The sequence below is a fragment of the Streptomyces sp. AA1529 genome (genome assembly GCF_000280905.1).
Lineage (GTDB): Bacteria > Actinomycetota > Actinomycetes > Streptomycetales > Streptomycetaceae > Streptomyces.
This window is the reverse complement of record NZ_ALAP01000083.1, coordinates 94,382-113,309: the sequence shown is the minus strand read 5'-3', so window position 1 is coordinate 113,309 and position 18,928 is coordinate 94,382. Positions and strand designations below refer to the sequence as shown.

Genomic DNA, 18,928 nt, shown 5'->3' with positions numbered 1-18,928 from the left:
CTGAGGGGTTGGTGGTCCCGCCGCGGTGGTCGACGGGATGCGGATCGGGGCTCGCCACGGGGGCGTGGGCCTATGTCTTCGTCGCGCCGGCCGTCAGGCCGCCGACCAGATGGCGCTGCGCGAAGCCGAAGACCACGGCGGCCGGGACGGCGATGACCACGGCCGCCGCCGTCATGGCGCCCCAGTCGGCGCCGTACCGGTTGACGAAGGTCTGCAGGCCGCCCGCCAGGGTCAGGTTCTCCTCGCCGGTCATGAAGGCCGTCGCGTAGGCGACCTCCGCCCACGCGGTCACGAAGGTGTAGAAGCCGGTGACGGCGATCCCGGGCTTGGCCAGCGGCAGGATCAGCCGCCAGAACGTACCGAAGGGGTTGAGCCCGTCGACCCGGCCCGACTCGTCGATGTCGACGGGGATGGTGTCGAAGAACCCCTTCATCATCCACGCGCAGAACGGCACGGCGATCGTCAGATAGGTGATGATCAGCCCCAGCGGCTGGTTGAGCAGGCCCAGCTTCGCCATCGTGTTGTAGAGCGGGACGATCAGCACGGCCATCGGGAACATCTGGGTGATCAGCAGTACCCACATCAGCGGCCGCATGCCGGGGAAGCGGAACCGGCTGAGCGCATAGCCGGTGGTGGCCGCGATGAGCACCCCGATCACCGTGGTGCCGACCACCACGATCAGCGAGTTCCCGAACCAGGTGAGGAAGTGCGTGTCGGCGATGACATGCCGGTAGTTGGTGAAGGTGAAGTCCCGCACCAGGGCGGCGGTGAACGACTCGCTCTCCGGCTTGAACGAGGTCACCAGCAGCCACAGCGGCGGGAACAGGGCGCACACCGTGCCCAGCAGCAGGCCCGCGTGCAGTCCGGCGGAGGCGAGCGGGGTCCTCTTCGTGGTTCTCATGGTTGTCACCACGCCTCTCCCTGGCGGCGCAGCGCCCGCCGGTAGACGACCGTGAACAGGGACAGCAGCAGCAGAATGAGCACGCCCCAGGCCGCCGACGTGGCGAAGTCCCGCGGGCTGTTGACGAACGAGAGCCGGAAGGCGTAGGTCACCAGGATCTCCGTCGAGTCCTCGGGCCCGCCCCGGGTGAGCAGGAAGATCACCGGGAACATGTTGAACGTCCAGATGGTGCTGAGCAGGACAACCGTGCTGCTGACCGACCGCACCCCCGGCAGCGTGATGCTGCGGAACCGCTGCCAGGGACCGGCGCCGTCCATCTCGGCCGCCTCGTACAGCTCGCCGGGTATCGCCTGCAGCGCGCCCAGCATCGCGACGATCATGAACGGTACGCCCAGCCACACGTTCACCGCGATGACCGACACCTTGGCCCACACCGGATCACCCAGCCACGGGACGCCGTCGATGCCGCCGCCGGAGAGGACCTTGTTGAGCAGCCCGTGCTTCTCGTTGAACAGCATCTTCCAGGCGAAGACCGAGACGAACGCCGGAATGCCCCACGGCACGATCATCGCGACCCGGTAGAAGGAGCGCCCGCGCACCTTGCGGTTGAGCATGACCGCCAGCGTCAGCCCCAGCGTGAACGTCACACCCACGCACGCGGTCGTCCACAGCGCCGTCCAGCCCAGACGGTCCCAGAAGACGCCGTCCGAGAGGATCGCCCGGTAGTTGTCCAGACCGGTGAACTCATAGGTGGCCGGGATGTGGTTGACGCCGATCGTGCGCTCGACGTTCGCCTCGTCGGCGTCGGTGAGCGACAGGTAGACGCCGCGGCCGAGGGGGTACCCGACGATCAGCCCGATCACCAGCACCACCGGGGCCACCATCGTCCAGGCGTACCAGTGCCGCGCCGCCCAGCTTCTGACCTTCCTCATCCGACCTTCCCATTTCCTCGGCCACCCCTTCGCGGGGAGCGTCTTCGCGGGATCAGTTACCCCTCCGCGGGGTGCGTTCGCGTCGTGGGGGCACGCCCCGTCGTTCTTCGGCTGCCGCCGAGCGGTCGTGTGACTGCGGGAGCGCTCTTGGGCGGTGACGGACGGCATCTGGACTCCTCCCGCACCCGGCGAACAACCGACGGGCCCCCCGCGAAGGGGAACGCACCCCGCGAAGGGGGAGACGGCGCCCCCGCAAGGGGGCGCCCGGCGAGGGCTAGTGGTAGCCCTTCAGGAGTTTGCGGAACTTGTCGCCCGTCCCCTCGGCGGCCGCCGCAGGCGACTTCCCCCCGGCGAGCACCCCATCGACACCGACCCGAATCGGCTCGAAGAGCGAGTTCCCCTCGGCGATCCAGGGCCGCTGGACGGCTTTGGCGACGGCGGGGCGGAAGAACTCGACCATCTCGTTCTTCTTGACGGCGTCCTTCTCGTACACGGACTTGCGGGTCGGCAGGAGCGACAGCTCCTCCGTGGTGCGGGCCTGCACTTCCGCACTGCTCATGTACTTGGCGAACTCCTGCGCGGCGCGCATGTTCTTCGTTCCGGCGTACACGGACAGGTTCCAGCCGCCCTGCGGGGAGCCCTGGGCCTTGCTGCCGGCGGGGACGGGGGCCACGCCGAGGTTGTCGTCCTTGTCCCCGTCCTTGAACTCCTTGCCCTCGCGGGCGAGCGCGATGTCCCAGGGACCGTCGATGATCATGGCGACGTCGCCGTCCTGGAACGCCTTGATGCCGTTCTCCTGGCCGTCGCTGGAGTCGGTGACGGCCGCTTTGGAGTCGACGAGGTCCTTCATGGTGGCGAGGGCCCGCACGCCGGGCCTGTCGTCGACGGTGACCTTCTTGTGCTCGGTGTCGATCAGGTCGCCGCCCTCGCCGTAGAGATAGGGGAGGAACCAGTAGGGGTCGTCGCCGCGCAGGTACAGCGCGGTGGCGCCGGTCCTGTCCTTGATCTTCGCGGCGTTCTTCTTCAGTTCGGCGAAGGAGGTGGGCACCCCGACACCGGCCTTCTTCAGCAGCCGCTTGTTGTAGAAGAGTCCGAGCGTGTCGGTGACCTGCGGCACGGCGTAGGTCTTGCCTTCGAAGCGGGTGGAGCCGGCGGCCGTCTCCAGGTAGTCGGAGGCGTTGTCGAGTGCGGGGGTGCCGTCCAGCGGTGCGAGGTAGCCGAGGTTGGCGAAGTCGGCGACCCAGGCGACTTCGGTGCGCATCACGTCGGGTGCGCCGGAGTTGCCGCCGGCGGCGTTCTTGAACTTCTGGTTGGCGTCGCCGAAGTTGACGTGCACGTATTTGACGTCGACTTTCGGGTGCTTCTTCTCGAAGTCCTCGGCGATCTTCTTGAAGGTGGCCTTCTCCCCGTCGTTCGAGGTGTCCCAGTAGGTGACGGTGCCCTCGATCTTCCCGTCGGCGCCGCTTCGGGCGTCGTCCGAGTCGCTGCCGCAAGCCGTTGCCGCAAGTGCCAGCCCCGCTATCAGCGCGGTGGCGCCTATGCCACGCCGCATGTCCGATCCCTCCGCAAGGTGAAAGAGGCGCGCGCCCGGGCTTCTGCCGGTATGTGGCGGCGCCCGGCTGCGGAGGAACGTAACAGCGCTGACACCTGGAAGAAAGACCTTGCCGCAAATTTCTGCAAGACATCGGGCGGCAGCTTCGCCGGACGTAACTCAGGGGCTGTGCCCGCGTTGTCACCCTTGACACTGGCTTGCCGCACTTCGCGACCCGTACCGGTTCCGAGCCCGATGGGGAAGACTTGTGACCCAGCACGCCACCACCCGCACCACCGTCCCCGCACCCGCGGGCCGTCCGCCGCGTGCCGCCGCGGGCTGGTGGCGAAACGCGGTGATCTACCAGGTCTACGTCCGCTCCTTCGCCGACGGCGACGGGGACGGCACGGGTGATCTGCCCGGCCTCCGGCAGCGGCTGCCGCATCTGGCCGGGCTCGGGGTGGACGCCGTGTGGCTGACGCCGTTCTACCCGTCTCCGCAGGCCGACGGCGGCTACGACGTGTCCGACCACCGCGCGGTAGACCCGCGGCTGGGGGAACTGGCCGACGTACGGGCACTGGTGGCCGAGGCGCATGCGCTGGGGCTGCGCGTGCTGCTCGACATCGTCCCCAACCACACCTCCGACCGGCATCCCTGGTTCCGGCGGGCACTGGCGGGCGATCCCGCGGCCCGCGAGCGCTACCACTTCCGCGCCGGTCGAGGGGAGCGGGGCGAGTCGCCGCCCAACGACTGGGAGTCGGTGTTCGGCGGCCCCGCCTGGAGCCGGGTGCCCGGCGCTCCGGGGCAGTGGTATCTGCACCTGTTCGCGCCACAGCAGCCGGATCTGGACTGGCGCCATCCGCGCGTGCGCGAGGAGTTCGCGTCGATCCTGCGGTTCTGGCTGGACCTGGGGGTGGACGGTTTTCGCTTCGACGTGGCGCACGGGATGGTCAAGGCCGACGGGCTGCCCGACATCGGCGCGGCCCGGCAGGCCCGGCTGATCGGCGCGCAGGAGCTGCCGTTCTTCGACCAGGACGGGGTGCACGAGATCCACCGCGGCTGGCGGCGACTGCTGGAGTCCTACGGACCCGACCGGATCGGCGTCGCCGAGGCGTGGGCACCGACCGCGGAGCGGGTGGCGCGCTACGTCCGCGCGGACGAGCTGCACCAGGCGTTCAACTTCCACTTCCTGCGGGCCGGCTGGGAGGCCGGGGAGCTGCGCCGGGTGATCGAGGAGTCGATGGCGGCGACCGCCGCGGTCGGCGCCCCGACCACCTGGGTGCTCTCCAATCACGACGTGGTCCGCGCCCGCACCCGGCTCGGCTCGCTGGCCCGGGCTCGCGCCGCCGCGCTGCTGATGCTGGCGCTGCCCGGCTCGGCCTACCTCTACCAGGGCGAGGAGCTGGGGCTCCCGGAGGTGGCCGAACTGCCGCACGCCGCCCGCCGGGACCCGGCCTTCCACCGTGCGCCGGGCACCGCGGCCGAAGGCGAGCAGGGGATGCGCGACGGCTGCCGGGTGCCCGTCCCCTGGCAGAGCGACGGGCCCTCGTTCGGCTTCGGGTCCGGCGGAAGCTGGCTGCCGCAGCCCGCCGGGTGGGGCGCGCTGTCGGTGCGGGCGCAGACCGGCGATCCGCACTCCACCCTGGAGCTGTACCGCACGGCGCTCCAGCTGCGGCGGCTGCTGCCGGGCCTCGGCGACAGCGCCATGGAGTGGCTGCCGGCCCCGGAGGGGGTGCTGGCCTTCGCGCGGCCCGGTCTGGTCTGCCTGCTCAACACCCGGGACGAGGCGGTGCGCACGGCGGCCCCGGGCGAGCTGCTGCTGTGCTCGGTGCCGGAGGAGTCCCGGGATGCGATGGAGGCCGGAGGGCCCGCGGACCAGTTGCGCATTCCGGCCAATTCCTGCAGCTGGTGGGCAGCGTGATGCGCGGCCGGTAAGGTCCAGTCCTGTGACCGCGCGGCTGGCTGACATCGCAGTACAAGCGGGGGTCAGCGAAGCCACGGTCAGCCGGGTGCTGAACGGCAAGCCGGGAGTGGCCGCGACCACCCGCGAATCCGTGCTGGCCGCGCTCGACGTGCTGGGGTACGAGCGCCCGGTCAAGCTGCGCCGCCGCAGCGAGGGCCTGGTGGGGCTGATCACGCCCGAGTTGGAGAACCCGATATTCCCGGCCTTCGCGCAGGTCATCGCGCAGGGCCTCACCCGGCAGGGCTATACCCCGGTGCTCGCCACCCAGACCCCCGGGGGGTCCACGGAGGACGAGCTGACGGAGATGCTGGTGGACCGGGGCGTCGCCGGGATCATCTTCGTCTCCGGGCTGCACGCCGACACCACGGCCGACACCGGCCGGTACGAGCGGCTGCACGGCCAGGGCGTCCCTTTCGTCCTCGTCAACGGCTTCTCCGCGGGAGTGCGGGCGCCGTTCGTCTCCCCCGACGACCGGGCGGCCATGCGGCTGGCCGTCACCCATCTGGTCTCACTCGGCCACGAGCGGATCGGCCTCGCCCTGGGCCCCGAGCGCTTCGTGCCCGTCCAGCGTAAGATCGAGGGTTTCACCCGGACCGTGCGGGAGCACTTCGGGACCGACGGCGGCGATCCCGCCGAGTTCGTCCAGCACTCCCTGTACACCCTGGAGGGCGGGCAGGCCGCCGCCGCCGCGCTGCTGGAGCGCGGCTGCACCGCCGTGGTGTGCGCCAGCGACATGATGGCGCTGGGCGCGATCCGCGCGGCCCGGCAGCGGGGGCTGGCGGTGCCCGGCGACGTCTCGGTCATCGGTTTCGACGACTCCCCGCTCATCGCCTTCACCGATCCGCCGCTGACCACGATCCGGCAGCCGGTCACCGCGATGGGGCAAGCCGCCGTACGGACTCTGCTGGAGGAGATCGGCGGCACCCCGGCGCCGCACAGCGAGTTCGTCTTCCTGCCCGAGCTGGTGGTGCGCGGCTCCACCGCATCCCGTAGGAGAAGCGGCCCGGCGGCCTCCGCCGAGCGGACGACGGCGGGAGTCCAAGACCCGACCGCAGGATGATCGGCCCCTGCCCCCCGTCTGGCAGACTGTCGGTCTATGGGGGCACCGACCACGAGGACCGAAGACAGCAGCCGGCAGGACTCCACCGAAGCCCCGGCGGAGCAGAGTGCTGCGCGCACCGAAGCGGATGCGGCGCAGGCCCCGGCGGGACAGGACACCTCCGCCGATGTCCGCTCCGCAGCGGGCGGACTGCTGGCGCGGTGGCGTTCGCCCCGGCATCCCCGGCTCTGGTTCGAGATCGTCCTGATCGCGGTCAGTTACTGGACGTATTCGCTGATCCGCAACGCGGTCCCCGAGCAGCGCGCCGAGGCGCTGCACAACGCCGACTGGATCTGGCGGACCGAGCACACGCTGGGTATCGCCGTCGAGCAGTCGATCAACCACGCGATCGGCGGGGTGACCTGGCTGATCGTCTCGATGAACTACTACTACGCCACGCTGCACTTCATCGTGACGATCGGCGTGCTGGTGTGGCTGTACCGCGCGCATCCGGGGCGGTACGCGGCCACCCGGCTGGTGCTCTTCGCGACGACCGGCAGCGCGCTGCTGGGCTACTACCTCTTCCCCCTGGCGCCACCGCGGCTGATGGCCGGCGGGCACTTCATCGACACCGTGCAGGTGCACCAGACGTGGGGGTCGATGGCGTCGGGGAATCTGGCGCAGATGTCCAACCAGTACGCGGCCATGCCGTCGATGCACATAGGGTGGTCCGTCTGGTGCGGCATCACCATCGCGATGCTGGCGCGCCCGGTGTGGGGGAAGATCCTGGGGGTGCTGTACCCGGTGGCGACACTCACCGTCATCGTGAGCACCGCCAACCACTTCTGGCTCGACGCCGTCGGGGGGCTGCTGTGCCTCGCCCTCGGCTACGGCCTCGCCGCCGCCTGGTACGGGCGGCTGCCCTACCGGCTGCCGCGGCTGGCCGCAGCGCCGGTGTGACCCGGCCCCCGCCGCGCGGCGGGGGCGTCCCGTGGAAGAGCCCGGCCGCCGGTGCGCGGCGGGGTGTCACTCCGCGTCGTAGAAGAGGCGGTCCACGACGGCACGGGCCCGCCTGGTGACCCGGCGGTAGTCGTCGAGCATCTCGCCGACGTGCCCCGGCTCGTAGCCGAGGTAGCGGCCGACGGCCCCCAGTTCCCGGGACTCGGAGGGGAAGGTGTCGCCCGGCCGGCCCCGCACCAGCATCACCGCGTTGCGCACCCGCGAAGCGAGCACCCACGCCTCGTCCAGCACCTCGGCGTCGTCGGCGGCGATCAGTCCGGCCTCCCGGGCGGCGGCGAGCGCGACCCGGGTGCGGGTGGTCCGCAGCGCGGGCAGCTCGGCGGCGTGCCGCAACTGGGTGAGCTGCACGGTCCACTCGACGTCGGTCAGCCCGCCGCGGCCCAGCTTGGCATGGGTCGTCGGGTCCGCACCGCGCGGCAGCCGCTCGCCCTCCATCCGGGCCTTGAGGCGGCGGATCTCCCGCTCGGCGTCCTCGCCCGGACCGCCCCGCGGATAGCGCAGCGGGTCGATCAGCTCGATGAACCGCTCCCCCAGCCCCGCGTCGCCCGCGACGAACTCGGCCCGCAGCAGCGCCTGGCTCTCCCACATCACGGACCAGCGGTCGTAGTAGGCCGCGTAGGAGCTCAGCGACCGCGCCAGCGCCCCGGACTTGCCCTCGGGGCGCAGATCGGCGTCTATCAGCAGCGGCGGATCGGACGTGGGGAGCTGCAGCAGCCGCCGCATCTCGGTGGCGACGGCGAAGGCCGCCTTGCCCGCCTCGTGCTCGCTGACCCCGTCCCGGGGCTCGTGCACGAACAGCACGTCGGCGTCGGAGCCGTAGCCCATCTCGTGGCCGCCGAAGCGGCCGACGCCGATGACGGCGAACCGGGTGGGCAGCTCGTCGCCCCACTGCTGGCGGACGGCCGCCCGCAGCGCTCCGGCGAGGGTGGCGGCGTTGAGGTCGGTGAGCGCGTCGCCCACCCGGTCCAGCGCCTCGGCGGGTTCCTGCTGGGCGACGTCCTCGGTGCCGTACGCGCCGATCAGGTCGCCGGCGGCGGTGCGGAACAGCTCCCGGCGCCGCACGCCGCGCGCCGCGGCGACGGCCGCCTCGGCGCCCTCCGCACGGCCGACGGCGGCCAGCGTCTCCTGGGTGAGCGCGACCCGCGAGCGGGGGCGCAGCCCGTGCTCGTCGCCGAGCAGGGCGACGGCCTCGGGTGCGCGCAGCAGCAGGTCGGGCGCGAACCGGCCGGCGGACAGGACGCGGGCGAGGTTCTCGGCGGCGGCGCCCTCGTCGCGCAGCAGCCGCAGATACCAGGGCGACTTGCCCAGCGCGTCGGAGACCTTGCGGAAGCCGAGGAGCCCGGCGTCCGGGTCGGAGGAGTCGGCGAACCAGCCCAGCAGCACCGGGAGCAGGGTGCGCTGGATGGCGGCCTTGCGGGTGACGCCGGAGGCCAGCGCCTCCAGATGGCGCAGCGCGGCGGCCGGGTCGGCGTAGCCGAGGGCCTCCAGCCGCTGCCGGGCCGCCTGCGGCGAGAGGCGTTCGTGTCCGGCCTCCAGCTGCGCCACGGCGTCCAGCAGCGGCCGGTAGAACAGCTTCTCGTGGAGCCGGCGGACCGCGGCGGCGTGCCGCCGCCAGGCCTTGTGCAGTTCGGTGACCGGTTCGCTGCGGTAGCCCAGCGAGCGGCCGAGGCGCCGCTGGTCGGTCTCCGACTCGGGCATCAGGTGGGTGCGGCGCAGCTGGTGGAGCTGGATGCGGTGCTCCATGGTGCGCAGGAACCGGTAGGCCGCGTCGAGTGCGGCGGCGTCTTGGCGGCCCACGTAGCCGCCCGCGGCCAGCGCGTCGAGCGCCTCCAGCGTGGTGGGGCTGCGCAGCGAGGTGTCGCTGCGGCCGTGCACCAGTTGCAGGAGCTGGACGGCGAACTCCACGTCCCGCAGTCCGCCGGGGCCCAGCTTCAGCTCCCGGTCGAGCTGGGCGGCGGGGATGCTGGCGACCACCCGGCGGCGCATCTGCTGGACGTCGGTGACGAAGTTGTCCCGTTCGGCCGCCTGCCAGACCATCGGGGTGACGGCGTCCACGTACTCGTAGCCGAGCTGCGCGTCGCCCGCCATCGGCCGGGCCTTGAGCAGGGCCTGGAACTCCCAGGTCTTGGCCCAGCGCTGGTAGTAGGCCAGATGGCTGCTGAGGGTGCGGACGAGGGGGCCGTTGCGGCCTTCGGGGCGCAGGTTGGCGTCGACCGGCCAGATGGTGCCCTCGCCGGTGGTGTCCGAGCAGATCCGCATCATGTGGGCGGCCAGCCGGGTGGCGGCCTTGAGCGCCTGCTCGCCGTCCTCGGCGGCGTCCGCGCCCCGCCCGCCGGCGGCGCCGCCGGGCGGCTCGGCGACGAAGATGACGTCGACGTCGGAGACGTAGTTGAGCTCGTGCCCGCCCGCCTTGCCCATGGCCACGACCGCCAGCCGGCAGGCGGCCGCGTCCTCGGGCGCGGCCGCCTCGGCGAGCGCGAGCGCCCGGCGCAGCGTGGCGGTGGCCAGGTCGGCGAGCTCGGCCGCGGTCTGTGCGACGTCGCTGGTGCCGCACACGTCGCGCGCGGCGATCGACAGCAGGGCCCGGCGGTAAGCGACCCGCAGTGCGTCCGGTTCGTCGACGTCCCGCAGTGCCGTCTCGAACTCCGCGATGCCCGGGTTGAGGTCCGCCGACTCGTAGGTGACCAGCGCCTCCCAGTCGTGCGGGTGGGCGGCCAGGTGGTCGCCCAGCGCGTCGGAGGAGCCGAGGACGCCGAGCAGCCGGTCGCGCAGCGGCTTGGCCCGCAGCAGGGTGTCCAGCAGCGGCTGCGCGTCCTTGTCGACGGCCTCCAGCGCCTCGATGAGGCGGACGAGGCCGACGAGCGCGAGGTCCGGATCGGCGGTGGCGCCGAGCGCGTCCAGGAAGAGCGCGTCGTCACGGACGGTGGCCAGGGTGGGCGCTTCGAGCAGCCGGGTCGCCGACTCCGGGTCGGTGAAGCCGTGCCGCAGCAACCGCCCGTACCGGCTTCCCCGGCGCCCCTCTGGTGTCACGCTCACTCCCTGCCGTCCTTTCCCAGCCCCTCCCCGGCCCTCGGCCGGGGGTACCCGCCCCCGCTGCGCGCTCCCGCGGAGGCCGCAGCGCACGCTCCCGCGCGGGACGGCCTCCCGGCTGCGGCGCGGGCCGCCCCTCCGGTCGCGGCGCGGGCCGCCGTCCCCGCGGCCGCGCCGAGCGCTGTCCGCGGCGTCCGGGGTGCTCCGGGCCCGGCGCCGCGACCGGTCCCGCCGGCCGGTCGCCTCACAGCACGGGAAGGGATTTGCGCAGCTCGAAGGCGGTGACCTCGCTACGGTACTCCTCCCACTCCTGCTTCTTGTTCCGCAGGAAGAAGTCGAAAACATGCTCACCGAGCGTCTGCGCGACCAGTTCGCTGCGCTCCATCAGGCTGATCGCCTCGCCGAGGTTCTGCGGCAGCGGTTCGATGCCCATGGCGCGCCGCTCCGCGTCCGAGAGCGCCCACACGTCGTCGTCGGCGCCCGCGGGGAGTTCGTACCCCTCCTCGATGCCCTTGAGACCGGCGGCGAGCAGCACGGCGTAGGCGAGGTAGGGGTTGGCGCCCGAGTCGAGGGAGCGCATCTCGATCCGGGTCGAGCCGGTCTTGCCGGGCTTGTACATCGGGACGCGGACCAGTGCGGAGCGGTTGTTGTGGCCCCAGCAGATGTAGGAGGGGGACTCGCCGCCCTCGCCCGCGGTGCGGTTGGCTCCGCCCCAGATGCGCTTGTAGGAGTTGACCCACTGGTTGGTGACGACGGAGATCTCGCCCGCGTGGGTGAGCAGCCCGGCGATGAACGAGCGGCCCACCTTGGAGAGCTGGTACTCGGCGCCGGACTCGTAGAACGCGTTCCGGTCGCCTTCGAACAGCGACAGATGGGTGTGCATGCCGGAGCCGGGGTACTCCGAGAACGGCTTGGGCATGAACGTGGCCTGGACGCCCTGTTCGAGGGCGACCTGCTTCATGACGAGGCGGAACGTCATGATGTTGTCGGCGGTGGAGAGCGCGTCGGCGTAGCGCAGGTCGATCTCCTGCTGGCCGGGGGCGCCCTCGTGGTGGGAGAACTCGACGGAGATGCCCATCGACTCCAGCATGGTGATGGCCTGGCGGCGGAAGTCCATGCCGACGTTCTGCGGGGTGTGGTCGAAGTACCCGGAGGAGTCCGCGGGGACGGGGCGGGTGCCGTCCACCGGCTTGTTCTTGAGCAGGTAGAACTCGATCTCCGGGTGGGTGTAGAAGGTGAACCCGAGGTCCGACGCCTTGGCCAGCGCGCGCTTGAGCACATAGCGCGGGTCGGCGTAGGAGGGGGAGCCGTCCGGCATGAGGATGTCGCAGAACATCCGCGCGGTACCGGGAGCCTCGGCCCGCCACGGCAGTATCTGGAAGGTGCCGGGGTCGGGCTTGGCGATCATGTCGGACTCGTAGACGCGGGCGAACCCCTCGATGGCCGAGCCGTCGAAGCCGATCCCCTCATCGAATGCCTGTTCGAGTTCAGCGGGGGCCACCGCGACCGATTTCAGGAAGCCGAGGACGTCGGTGAACCAGAGTCGGACGAACCGGATGTCGCGCTCCTCCAGAGTGCGGAGGACGAATTCCTGCTGCTTGTCCATGAGCCTATCCTTGCAGGTCGGAGAGGTTCGCTCAGATCCCCCGGCGCACGGGGCCGTCTCAGCATTCCACCACGGGGTTTCCACGGGGTTGCACGCCCCGATCCGATCGTTTCACAGCGGGTGCCGACGAGCACCGCGCACCCGCCCGGGCACGCAGCGCGACCGGCCACCGGGGTACCCGGGGGACCGGCCTGCGGGACCGGACGGCGGGATCGGACAGCGGGAATTTCCGGGCACCCGGATGCATTGAAGCGGGCAGAGATAGTTCAATGGTCAACCAATTCAGCCCGCACCCCGGGCACAGCAGCAGCCCACAGTCACACGGAGGACGGCGAGCACCATGACGGCCACCCCCATCCAGTTCGGGATCTTCACCGTCGGCGACGTGACGCCCGACCCCACCACCGGGCGGACGCCGACCGAGCACGAGCGGATCAAGGCGATGCTGGCCATCGCCCTCAAGGCCGAGGAGGTGGGGCTCGACGTCTTCGCCACGGGCGAGCACCACAACCCGCCCTTCGTGCCCTCCTCGCCGACGACCATGCTCGGCTACCTGGCGGCCCGCACCGAGCGGCTGATCCTCTCCACCTCCACCACGCTGATCACCACCAACGACCCGGTGAAGATCGCCGAGGACTTCGCGATGCTCCAGCACCTCGCCGAGGGCCGCGCGGACGTGATGATGGGCCGCGGCAACACCGGCCCCGTCTACCCCTGGTTCGGCCAGGACATCCGGCAGGGCATCCCGCTGGCGATCGAGAACTACGCGCTGCTGCGCAGACTGTGGACCGAGGACGTGGTCGACTGGCAGGGCCGCTTCCGCACCCCGCTGCAGGGCTTCACCTCCACCCCGCGCCCGCTGGACGGCGTGCCGCCGTTCGTGTGGCACGGCTCCATCCGCAGCCCGGAGATCGCCGAGCAGGCCGCCTACTACGGCGACGGCTTCTTCGCCAACAACATCTTCTGGCCCAACGAGCACTTCAAGCGCCTCATCGGCCTCTACCGCGACCGCTTCGAGCACTACGGCCACGGCACCCGCGAGCAGGCCCTGGTCGGCCTGGGCGGCCAGGTGTTCATGCGGCCCAGGTCCCAGGACGCGGTGCGCGAGTTCCGCCCCTACTTCGACAACGCGCCCGTCTACGGACACGGCCCCAGCCTGGAGGAGTTCACCGACCAGACGCCGCTGACCGTCGGCAGCCCGCAGGAGGTCGTCGAGAAGACGCTGACCTTCCGCGAGTCCTTCGGCGACTACCAGCGCCAGCTCTTCCTGATGGACCACGCGGGCCTGCCCCTGAAGACCGTGCTGGAGCAGTTGGACATGCTCGGCGAGGAGGTCGTGCCGGTGCTGCGGAAGGAGATGGCCGCCCGGCGCCCGGCGGGCACCGCCGACGCACCGACCCACGCGGCACGGGTCGCCGCGGAGCGCTCCGCGCGGGCCGCCGAGCAGACAGCGGAAGAGCAGAACGGGAAGGGAGCCGCCGTATGACGTCCACCGACAGCACCCGGGCGGTCCGGCTGGCCGTCGTCTCCGCCGGGCTGAGCGAGCCCTCCTCCACCCGGCTGCTGGCCGACCGGCTGGCCGAGGCGACCCGGGTCGCGCTGCGCACCGACGCCGACGTGGACACCGACGTGGACGTCGAGGTCACGACGGTCGAACTGCGGGACGTGGCGACGGAGATCGCGCACAACTTCACCACCGGCTTCGCCGGCGGGTCGCTGCGCGAGGCGATCGGGAAGGTGACGGAGGCGGACGGGCTGATCGCCGTCACCCCGGTCTTCTCCGCGTCCTACAGCGGGCTCTTCAAGTCGTTCTTCGACGTCCTGGAGAAGGACGCGCTCGCCGGCAAGCCGGTACTGCTGGGCGCCACCGGCGGCACCCCGCGCCACTCACTCGTCCTGGAGCACGCCATGCGGCCGCTGTTCAGCTACCTTCGGGCGGTGGCCGTACCGACGGCCGTGTACGCGGCGACCGACGACTGGGCCGCCCCCGACGACGGCGTCACCCCCTCGCTCCCCCGCCGCATCGCCCGCGCGGGCGGCGAACTGGCGGGCCTGATCGCCCCCCGCGCCGCCTCCCGGGACACACGTCCGGAGGAGCCGGACGTGGTGCCGTTCGAACAGCAGTTGGCGGCACTGCGGGTCGAGGACTGAGGGCGGCCTCCCCGGCCCGTGCGGGCCGGGGAGATGTTGAGCCGGGAGATCCTGCCCCTCGGAGCGACCCGCGGTGATTCCGTCGCTCCCGCCACGGGCCGGGGCGATGGCCGCCTGTGCGCGCGGCTCAGCGATCCATGCACGTTGCAGACTCGTGGCCACACTGCGCCCGGTATTGCACCACTGTGCACCGGTGCGCTCCGAGATGCGCCCTTCTCCCGGGAGGGTCCGCGCACACACTGTGTGTGGAGGATCGGGTGACCGAGGAGGTCTGATGCACGAGCCCGCCACACCCTGGGGCCTTACCCGTATGCGGCCCTACCCGCGCACGGTGACGATGCCGACCGCCGATGCCGTGCTGGACTCGGTGACACAGACGGCCCGCTGGGTCGGACCTGACCGGGCGGGAGTGCCGGCGTCCCGGCACAAACGGTCCGAGACGGCGAACGAGACCAGTACGAAGACCAGCCTGGACGGCAACACGGATGAAGGCTCGGACCAAGAAGGGGACACGGATTGACCCGTCGGCGTCCGGTACTGGTCGTCTCCCGCCTGGAGGACGCGACGGCTGACGCCGTGACCGAAGAGCTGAACCGGCGCCGCGTACCGGTGATGCGGCTGGATCCCGGGGACTTCCCGGAGACGGTCACCGTCGGTGCGTATGTGGACGGGTGCGGGCTGAGCGGCAGCGTCTCGACAGCGACCCGCTGGGCGGGCATCGAGGCGGTGCGATCGGTCTACTGGCGGCGCCCCCGTGCCTACGCCGCGCCGCAGGGGCTGACGGAGCAGGATGCGCGCTGGTGTGCGGAAGAAGCCCGCTGCGGACTGGGCGGCATCCTGGCCGCGCTGCCGGGAGCCCACTTCGTCAACCATCCGTGGCGCAACCGGGACGCCGAGTACAAGCCCGCGCAGCTGGCCACCGCGCACCGCTGCGGCTTCGATGTTCCGCGCACACTGCTGACCAACAATCCCCGGGCAGCGCGGGGCTTCGCGCGTGAGCACGGTCCCGTCGTCTACAAGCCGCTGCGGGCCACCGACTACCGCGGCAGTGACGGCCGGGCCCTGACCGTGTGGGTCGACGAAGTGGCGCCCGGCGACCTGACCGACGGCGTGTCCGCCACGATGCACCTGTTCCAGCAGCGGGTTCCGTCCGTCGCCGATCTCCGGGTGACCGCCGTGGGCGAACAGGTCTTCACCGTCCGCATCGACGGCTGCCCCGGGGTGGACTGGCGGCGGCACTACGACGACCTGACCTACACCCTGATCGACACTCCGCCCCCCTTGGCGCGCGCCATCCGCTCCTACCTGGAATCCTTCGGCCTGGTCTTCGGCGCATTCGACTTCGGCCTCGACTCCGAGGGGCGGCCCTGGTGGTACGAGTGCAACCCCAACGGGCAGTACGCCTGGTTCCCGCACCCCATCACCGAGAGGATCGTCTCCGCCGTCGCCGACCAGCTCGAACACGCAGGAGCCCCGTCGTGACCGTCAACTCCGCCGAGCTGCGCCGGAGTGCGGCCGCTCGCGTCGCCGCCACATGTCCGGATCTCGCGCCGCGGTGGCGCGAGGCAGTCGCCGCCGTCGACCGTGCCCTCTTCGTGCCCCCGGCCGTCTACCTCCCCTCAGGGACCACGTGGGAGCCCGTCGCGCGCTCGGACGTGGGCGAGGAGGAATGGCTGCGGATGATCCACTCCGACCGCACCTGGGTGACACAGGTCGAGGGCGTGGACGCGAGCAGCGCAGCAGGGCCCGTCTCCGGCAGCCCCACCTCCTCCGCCACTCTTCCCTCCCTCGTCGCCCGCACCCTGCACATCGCCGATGTGCACGACGGTGACCGGGTGCTCGAGATCGGCACCGGCACCGGATACTCCACCGCCGTTCTCTGCCACCGGCTCGGTGCCGACCACGTGGTCAGCGTCGAGTACGACCCCGGCTCCGCCGCTGCGGCGGCCCGAGCTCTCCGGGCGGCCGGCTGGACCCCCACGCTCGTGGTCGGGGACGGACTGCAGGGCCACCGGGAAGGGGCCGACTACGACGCGATCGTCGCCACCTGCTCCGTCCGCTCGGTTCCCCCTGCCTGGCTCTCCCAGCTCGCCGAAGGCGGCAGCGTCACCATCACGGTCAGCGGATGGATGCTCGCCGCCGGGCTGATCCGGCTCACCCTCGACGACCACGGCGCGCTGTCCGGCAGGTTCACCGCGGACGAGGTCTCCTACATGCTCGCCCGGCCGCACGAACGCCCCCCGCACGCCACCTTCTACCGGCAGACCGGCCGCACGCGTGCCACCCGTGTGGACCCCGCCCTCACCGAGCGGTGGGCAGCCCGCTTCGTCGCCCAGCTCGCCGCGCCCTCGGCCGAACTGCTGACCACCGGGAACGGGCTGGTCCTGCGAGACGTCGCAACGGGCTCCCAGGCGTGGACGGAGCCCTCCGGCAGCGGCTGGACGGTCCACCAGCACGGGCCGCTCTCGCTGTGGGATCAGGTCGAGGAAGCCCTGGAGGTCTGGAATCGGCACGGCTCTCCCGGCCTGGTGGACTTCGGCATGACGGCCACCGTCGAGGACCAGGTGGTCTGGCTGGGCACCCCGGACGGCCCGTCCTGGCCGCTGCCCTTCTGACCAGCACCGTCCCGGGCCCACCGGAGCCCGCCGTCAGGCAGCCGGGGCCCGGCTCTCGCGCGGCCCACCCTGTGGAACGCCGGCCGCCGAGCCAGGGCCTCATCGCTCCCCGCACAACCGCCGGGGACGCCACACCTGCGGGTCCCCGGTGCGGGACGGGGCGAGGAACCGTGCACGTTCAAGGGCCGACAACGGTCGTCCTGCCCGAGGGCGGAGGCCGGGCCGACGTCCGAAGTTCTGTGAGCGCGGCCCGCCGCAGGGGGCCGACGTACCGATCGGTTCACAGAGTCGTTCCCAACGGGTTCCGACGTCACCCCGATCGCCCGGCAGTGGCTAACGTACGACCGCGGGCCGCACACCGGTGCAGGGGTGCGGCCCGCTCATGCCGTTGCTGACACGACTCCACGGGGGAGACGACATGCCGAAGGACCACAGTGGGCCGGCCCGCGAGCCGGACCGGCGAGGGATGCTGCGGATGGCCGGGGGTGGTCTCACACTGGCCGTGCTGACGGCCGGGGCGACCGGCTGCCGGGAGGACGACACGGCCGACGACGGGGGCTCCGCGAGTCCCGGGAACAGCACCCCGCCCGCGAAATCCGAGGACGGGAAGGCCCCCGAGCCGCTGTGGACGAAGACGACCTCGGCACAGACATTCGGGGACAATGACGAACTCGTCGCCACCCGCGGCAGGGTGATTCCGAGTGGTGCTCCGCTCGCGGCCCTCGACGCGGCGAGCGGCAAGAAGCGCTGGACGCTGGACGGAGGCGCGGTGCCCGGTGCGCCGCTCCTGCTCGGCAACGACACCCTGTACCTGGCCAGCAGCGAGTACGACGGCACCGTCGGCGGGTACGACCCGGCTTCGGGGAAGCGGACCTGGCGCAGCCGCCTGGGCAAGGAGTACCGGCAGCCGAGACCGATCGCGGTGGACGACGAGCAGGTGTACGTCATCGCCGAGATCCTGGAGGACGACGGTTCGTCCCACACCAACGTGATCGCCGCGCTGAACAGCGCTACGGGCAAGGTCGCGTGGAAGGAGCAGCGGGACGAGGGCACCAAGCAGAACGGCGTGCACGCTGCCGTGCAGGGCCGCCACCTCGTCTACACGGACTTCAAGAAGAACCTGACGGTTCGCGACACCGCCACCGGCAAGCAGGTCTGGACCCAGAAGACGACGGGCACGAACTACGGCTTCTTCGCCGTCCACGAAGACCTGGTGATCATCCCGCAGAAGCAGCAACTTCAGGCCTTCCGCATCTCCGACGGCGCCGAGAAGTGGTCGCTGCGGGCCGAGGACTCCAGCACGTTCAAGGAGCCCGCCGTCCTCGATGACGTGCTCCACGTCGCCGACAGCGGGGGCACGCTGTGGGCCGTCGACCCGCGGACGGGCAAGAAGATCTGGCAGTCCAAGGCTCTGGCAGACGCGGGAGCCAAGGTGCCCCGGCAGTACGTCACAGCAGGCGGCACTCTCTTCGGGGCCACCGACCTCGACGAGAAGGGCGGCGTGCACGCCTTCGACCCGAAGAACGGAGAGCTGCGCTGGACGTTCAACGACCACACCGGCGACCATCACGCGTGGCTGGTCGCGACCGACGGTGAGCGCGTCTTCGCCCTGCACGGCGAGAAGCTGCACGCCCTGCCCGCCAAGCCGACACACTGACGGGACGGTTCCCCCGGCTGCCGGTCGTGGCCGGCAGTCCGGAAGGGACCGGGGCGGAGAACAGCGCCGCCGGAGCCGTCCCGCGCTCAGCCGCGGGGCGGCAGGATCACGGCCTCGGCCCACCCCGCGGGACGCCGGCCGCCACATCGTCCACGAACGCCCGCCAGGCGGCCGGGAAACAACAGCGCCCCGCGCTCGACGGCCTTGCTGTCCCGCACCGGAACCACGCCGCCGCCGGACACGAGACCCGGCGCCCACTCGACGCAGTTGCCGCCTTGCGGGTCGCTGTGGCAACTCCTGTGGGAGATACCACGGGCTCGCCTGACGCGGCGGACGTCCTCACCGAGGCTCGGCGGAATACTCATCCCGGCCGGCGACTTGCGCGTCCCACCCATACCGACCTGCCCTTACGTTCCCCGGTACAAGTCCGTTGCGGAGCGACCTCACGAGAAGGGGTGCTCATAACGCACCATCCGAGCCGTT

15 protein-coding genes are annotated in these 18,928 nt (G+C 71.6%); 9 read left to right on the top strand and 6 right to left on the bottom strand.

All coding sequences use genetic code 11. The features are described 5' to 3' along the window. Positions 1-70: 70 nt before the first annotated feature. From A949_RS0124555 to A949_RS0124545, 3 genes are all read right to left on the bottom strand, one after another. Positions 71-901: a sugar ABC transporter permease gene (locus tag A949_RS0124555; protein WP_019358695.1), complete on the bottom strand. Its 831-nt coding sequence runs from the start codon at positions 899-901 to the stop codon at positions 71-73. Positions 902-906: 5 nt separating this feature from the next. Continuing rightward, a complete protein-coding gene (locus A949_RS0124550; protein WP_019358694.1) occupies positions 907-1,833 on the bottom strand; it encodes a carbohydrate ABC transporter permease in 927 nt (308 codons plus the stop codon). Positions 1,834-2,107: 274 nt separating this feature from the next. After that, positions 2,108-3,385, bottom strand: coding sequence for an extracellular solute-binding protein (locus A949_RS0124545; protein ID WP_019358693.1), 1,278 nt, complete (start codon positions 3,383-3,385; stop codon positions 2,108-2,110). 247 nt (positions 3,386-3,632) lie between these two features. Here A949_RS0124545 and A949_RS0124540 point away from each other — a divergent pair, with 247 nt between their 5' ends. From A949_RS0124540 to A949_RS0124530, 3 genes are read left to right on the top strand one after another with little or no spacing between them, the layout of a single operon-like run. Continuing rightward, a complete protein-coding gene (locus tag A949_RS0124540) occupies positions 3,633-5,285 on the top strand; it encodes a glycoside hydrolase family 13 protein (protein WP_019358692.1) in 1,653 nt (550 codons plus the stop codon). Positions 5,286-5,310: 25 nt separating this feature from the next. After that, positions 5,311-6,387 carry a LacI family DNA-binding transcriptional regulator gene (locus A949_RS0124535; protein ID WP_019358691.1) on the top strand — a complete coding sequence of 359 codons (1,077 nt, stop codon included), beginning with the start codon at positions 5,311-5,313 and terminating at the stop codon, positions 6,385-6,387. A 36-nt stretch (positions 6,388-6,423) separates the two neighbouring features. Continuing rightward, positions 6,424-7,326 carry a phosphatase PAP2 family protein gene (locus tag A949_RS0124530; RefSeq protein WP_019358690.1) on the top strand — a complete coding sequence of 301 codons (903 nt, stop codon included), beginning with the start codon at positions 6,424-6,426 and terminating at the stop codon, positions 7,324-7,326. A gap of 66 nt (positions 7,327-7,392) precedes the next feature. Here A949_RS0124530 and A949_RS0124525 read toward each other — a convergent pair whose 3' ends face one another. Next, the gene (locus tag A949_RS0124525) at positions 7,393-10,416 is read right to left on the bottom strand and encodes a bifunctional [glutamine synthetase] adenylyltransferase/[glutamine synthetase]-adenylyl-L-tyrosine phosphorylase (protein ID WP_026004995.1); all 3,024 of its coding nucleotides are present in this window, start codon (positions 10,414-10,416) and stop codon (positions 7,393-7,395) included. A 244-nt stretch (positions 10,417-10,660) separates the two neighbouring features. Further along, on the bottom strand, positions 10,661-12,022 hold the full coding sequence (locus tag A949_RS0124520) for a glutamine synthetase family protein (protein ID WP_019358688.1): 1,362 nt from the start codon (positions 12,020-12,022) through the stop codon (positions 10,661-10,663). 355 nt (positions 12,023-12,377) lie between these two features. Between A949_RS0124520 and A949_RS0124515 the strand changes: the two genes are divergently transcribed. From A949_RS0124515 to A949_RS0124490, 6 genes are all read left to right on the top strand, one after another. Beyond that, entirely contained in the window at positions 12,378-13,508 is a 1,131-nt protein-coding gene (locus A949_RS0124515) for an LLM class flavin-dependent oxidoreductase (protein ID WP_026004994.1), read from the top strand. Next, positions 13,505-14,173 (top strand): FMN reductase, encoded by a 669-nt coding sequence (locus A949_RS0124510; RefSeq protein ID WP_019358686.1) that lies wholly within the window; start codon positions 13,505-13,507, stop codon positions 14,171-14,173. The genes A949_RS0124515 and A949_RS0124510 overlap by 4 nt, the downstream gene beginning before the upstream one ends. A gap of 274 nt (positions 14,174-14,447) precedes the next feature. Beyond that, the gene (gene tgmA / locus A949_RS0124505; RefSeq protein WP_019358685.1) at positions 14,448-14,693 is read left to right on the top strand and encodes a putative ATP-grasp-modified RiPP; all 246 of its coding nucleotides are present in this window, start codon (positions 14,448-14,450) and stop codon (positions 14,691-14,693) included. Continuing rightward, the gene (gene tgmB, locus A949_RS34395) at positions 14,690-15,655 is read left to right on the top strand and encodes an ATP-grasp ribosomal peptide maturase (RefSeq protein ID WP_019358684.1); all 966 of its coding nucleotides are present in this window, start codon (positions 14,690-14,692) and stop codon (positions 15,653-15,655) included. The genes tgmA and tgmB overlap by 4 nt, the downstream gene beginning before the upstream one ends. Beyond that, a complete protein-coding gene (tgmC, locus tag A949_RS0124495; RefSeq protein WP_019358683.1) occupies positions 15,652-16,788 on the top strand; it encodes an ATP-grasp peptide maturase system methyltransferase in 1,137 nt (378 codons plus the stop codon). Before tgmB ends, tgmC begins: the two co-directional genes overlap by 4 nt. Before the next feature lie 418 nt (positions 16,789-17,206). Then, positions 17,207-18,445 carry an outer membrane protein assembly factor BamB family protein gene (locus A949_RS0124490; protein ID WP_019358682.1) on the top strand — a complete coding sequence of 413 codons (1,239 nt, stop codon included), beginning with the start codon at positions 17,207-17,209 and terminating at the stop codon, positions 18,443-18,445. 86 nt (positions 18,446-18,531) lie between these two features. Here A949_RS0124490 and A949_RS36760 read toward each other — a convergent pair whose 3' ends face one another. After that, entirely contained in the window at positions 18,532-18,810 is a 279-nt protein-coding gene (locus A949_RS36760; protein ID WP_078565519.1) for a DUF397 domain-containing protein, read from the bottom strand. Between the last annotated feature and the right edge of the window lie 118 nt (positions 18,811-18,928).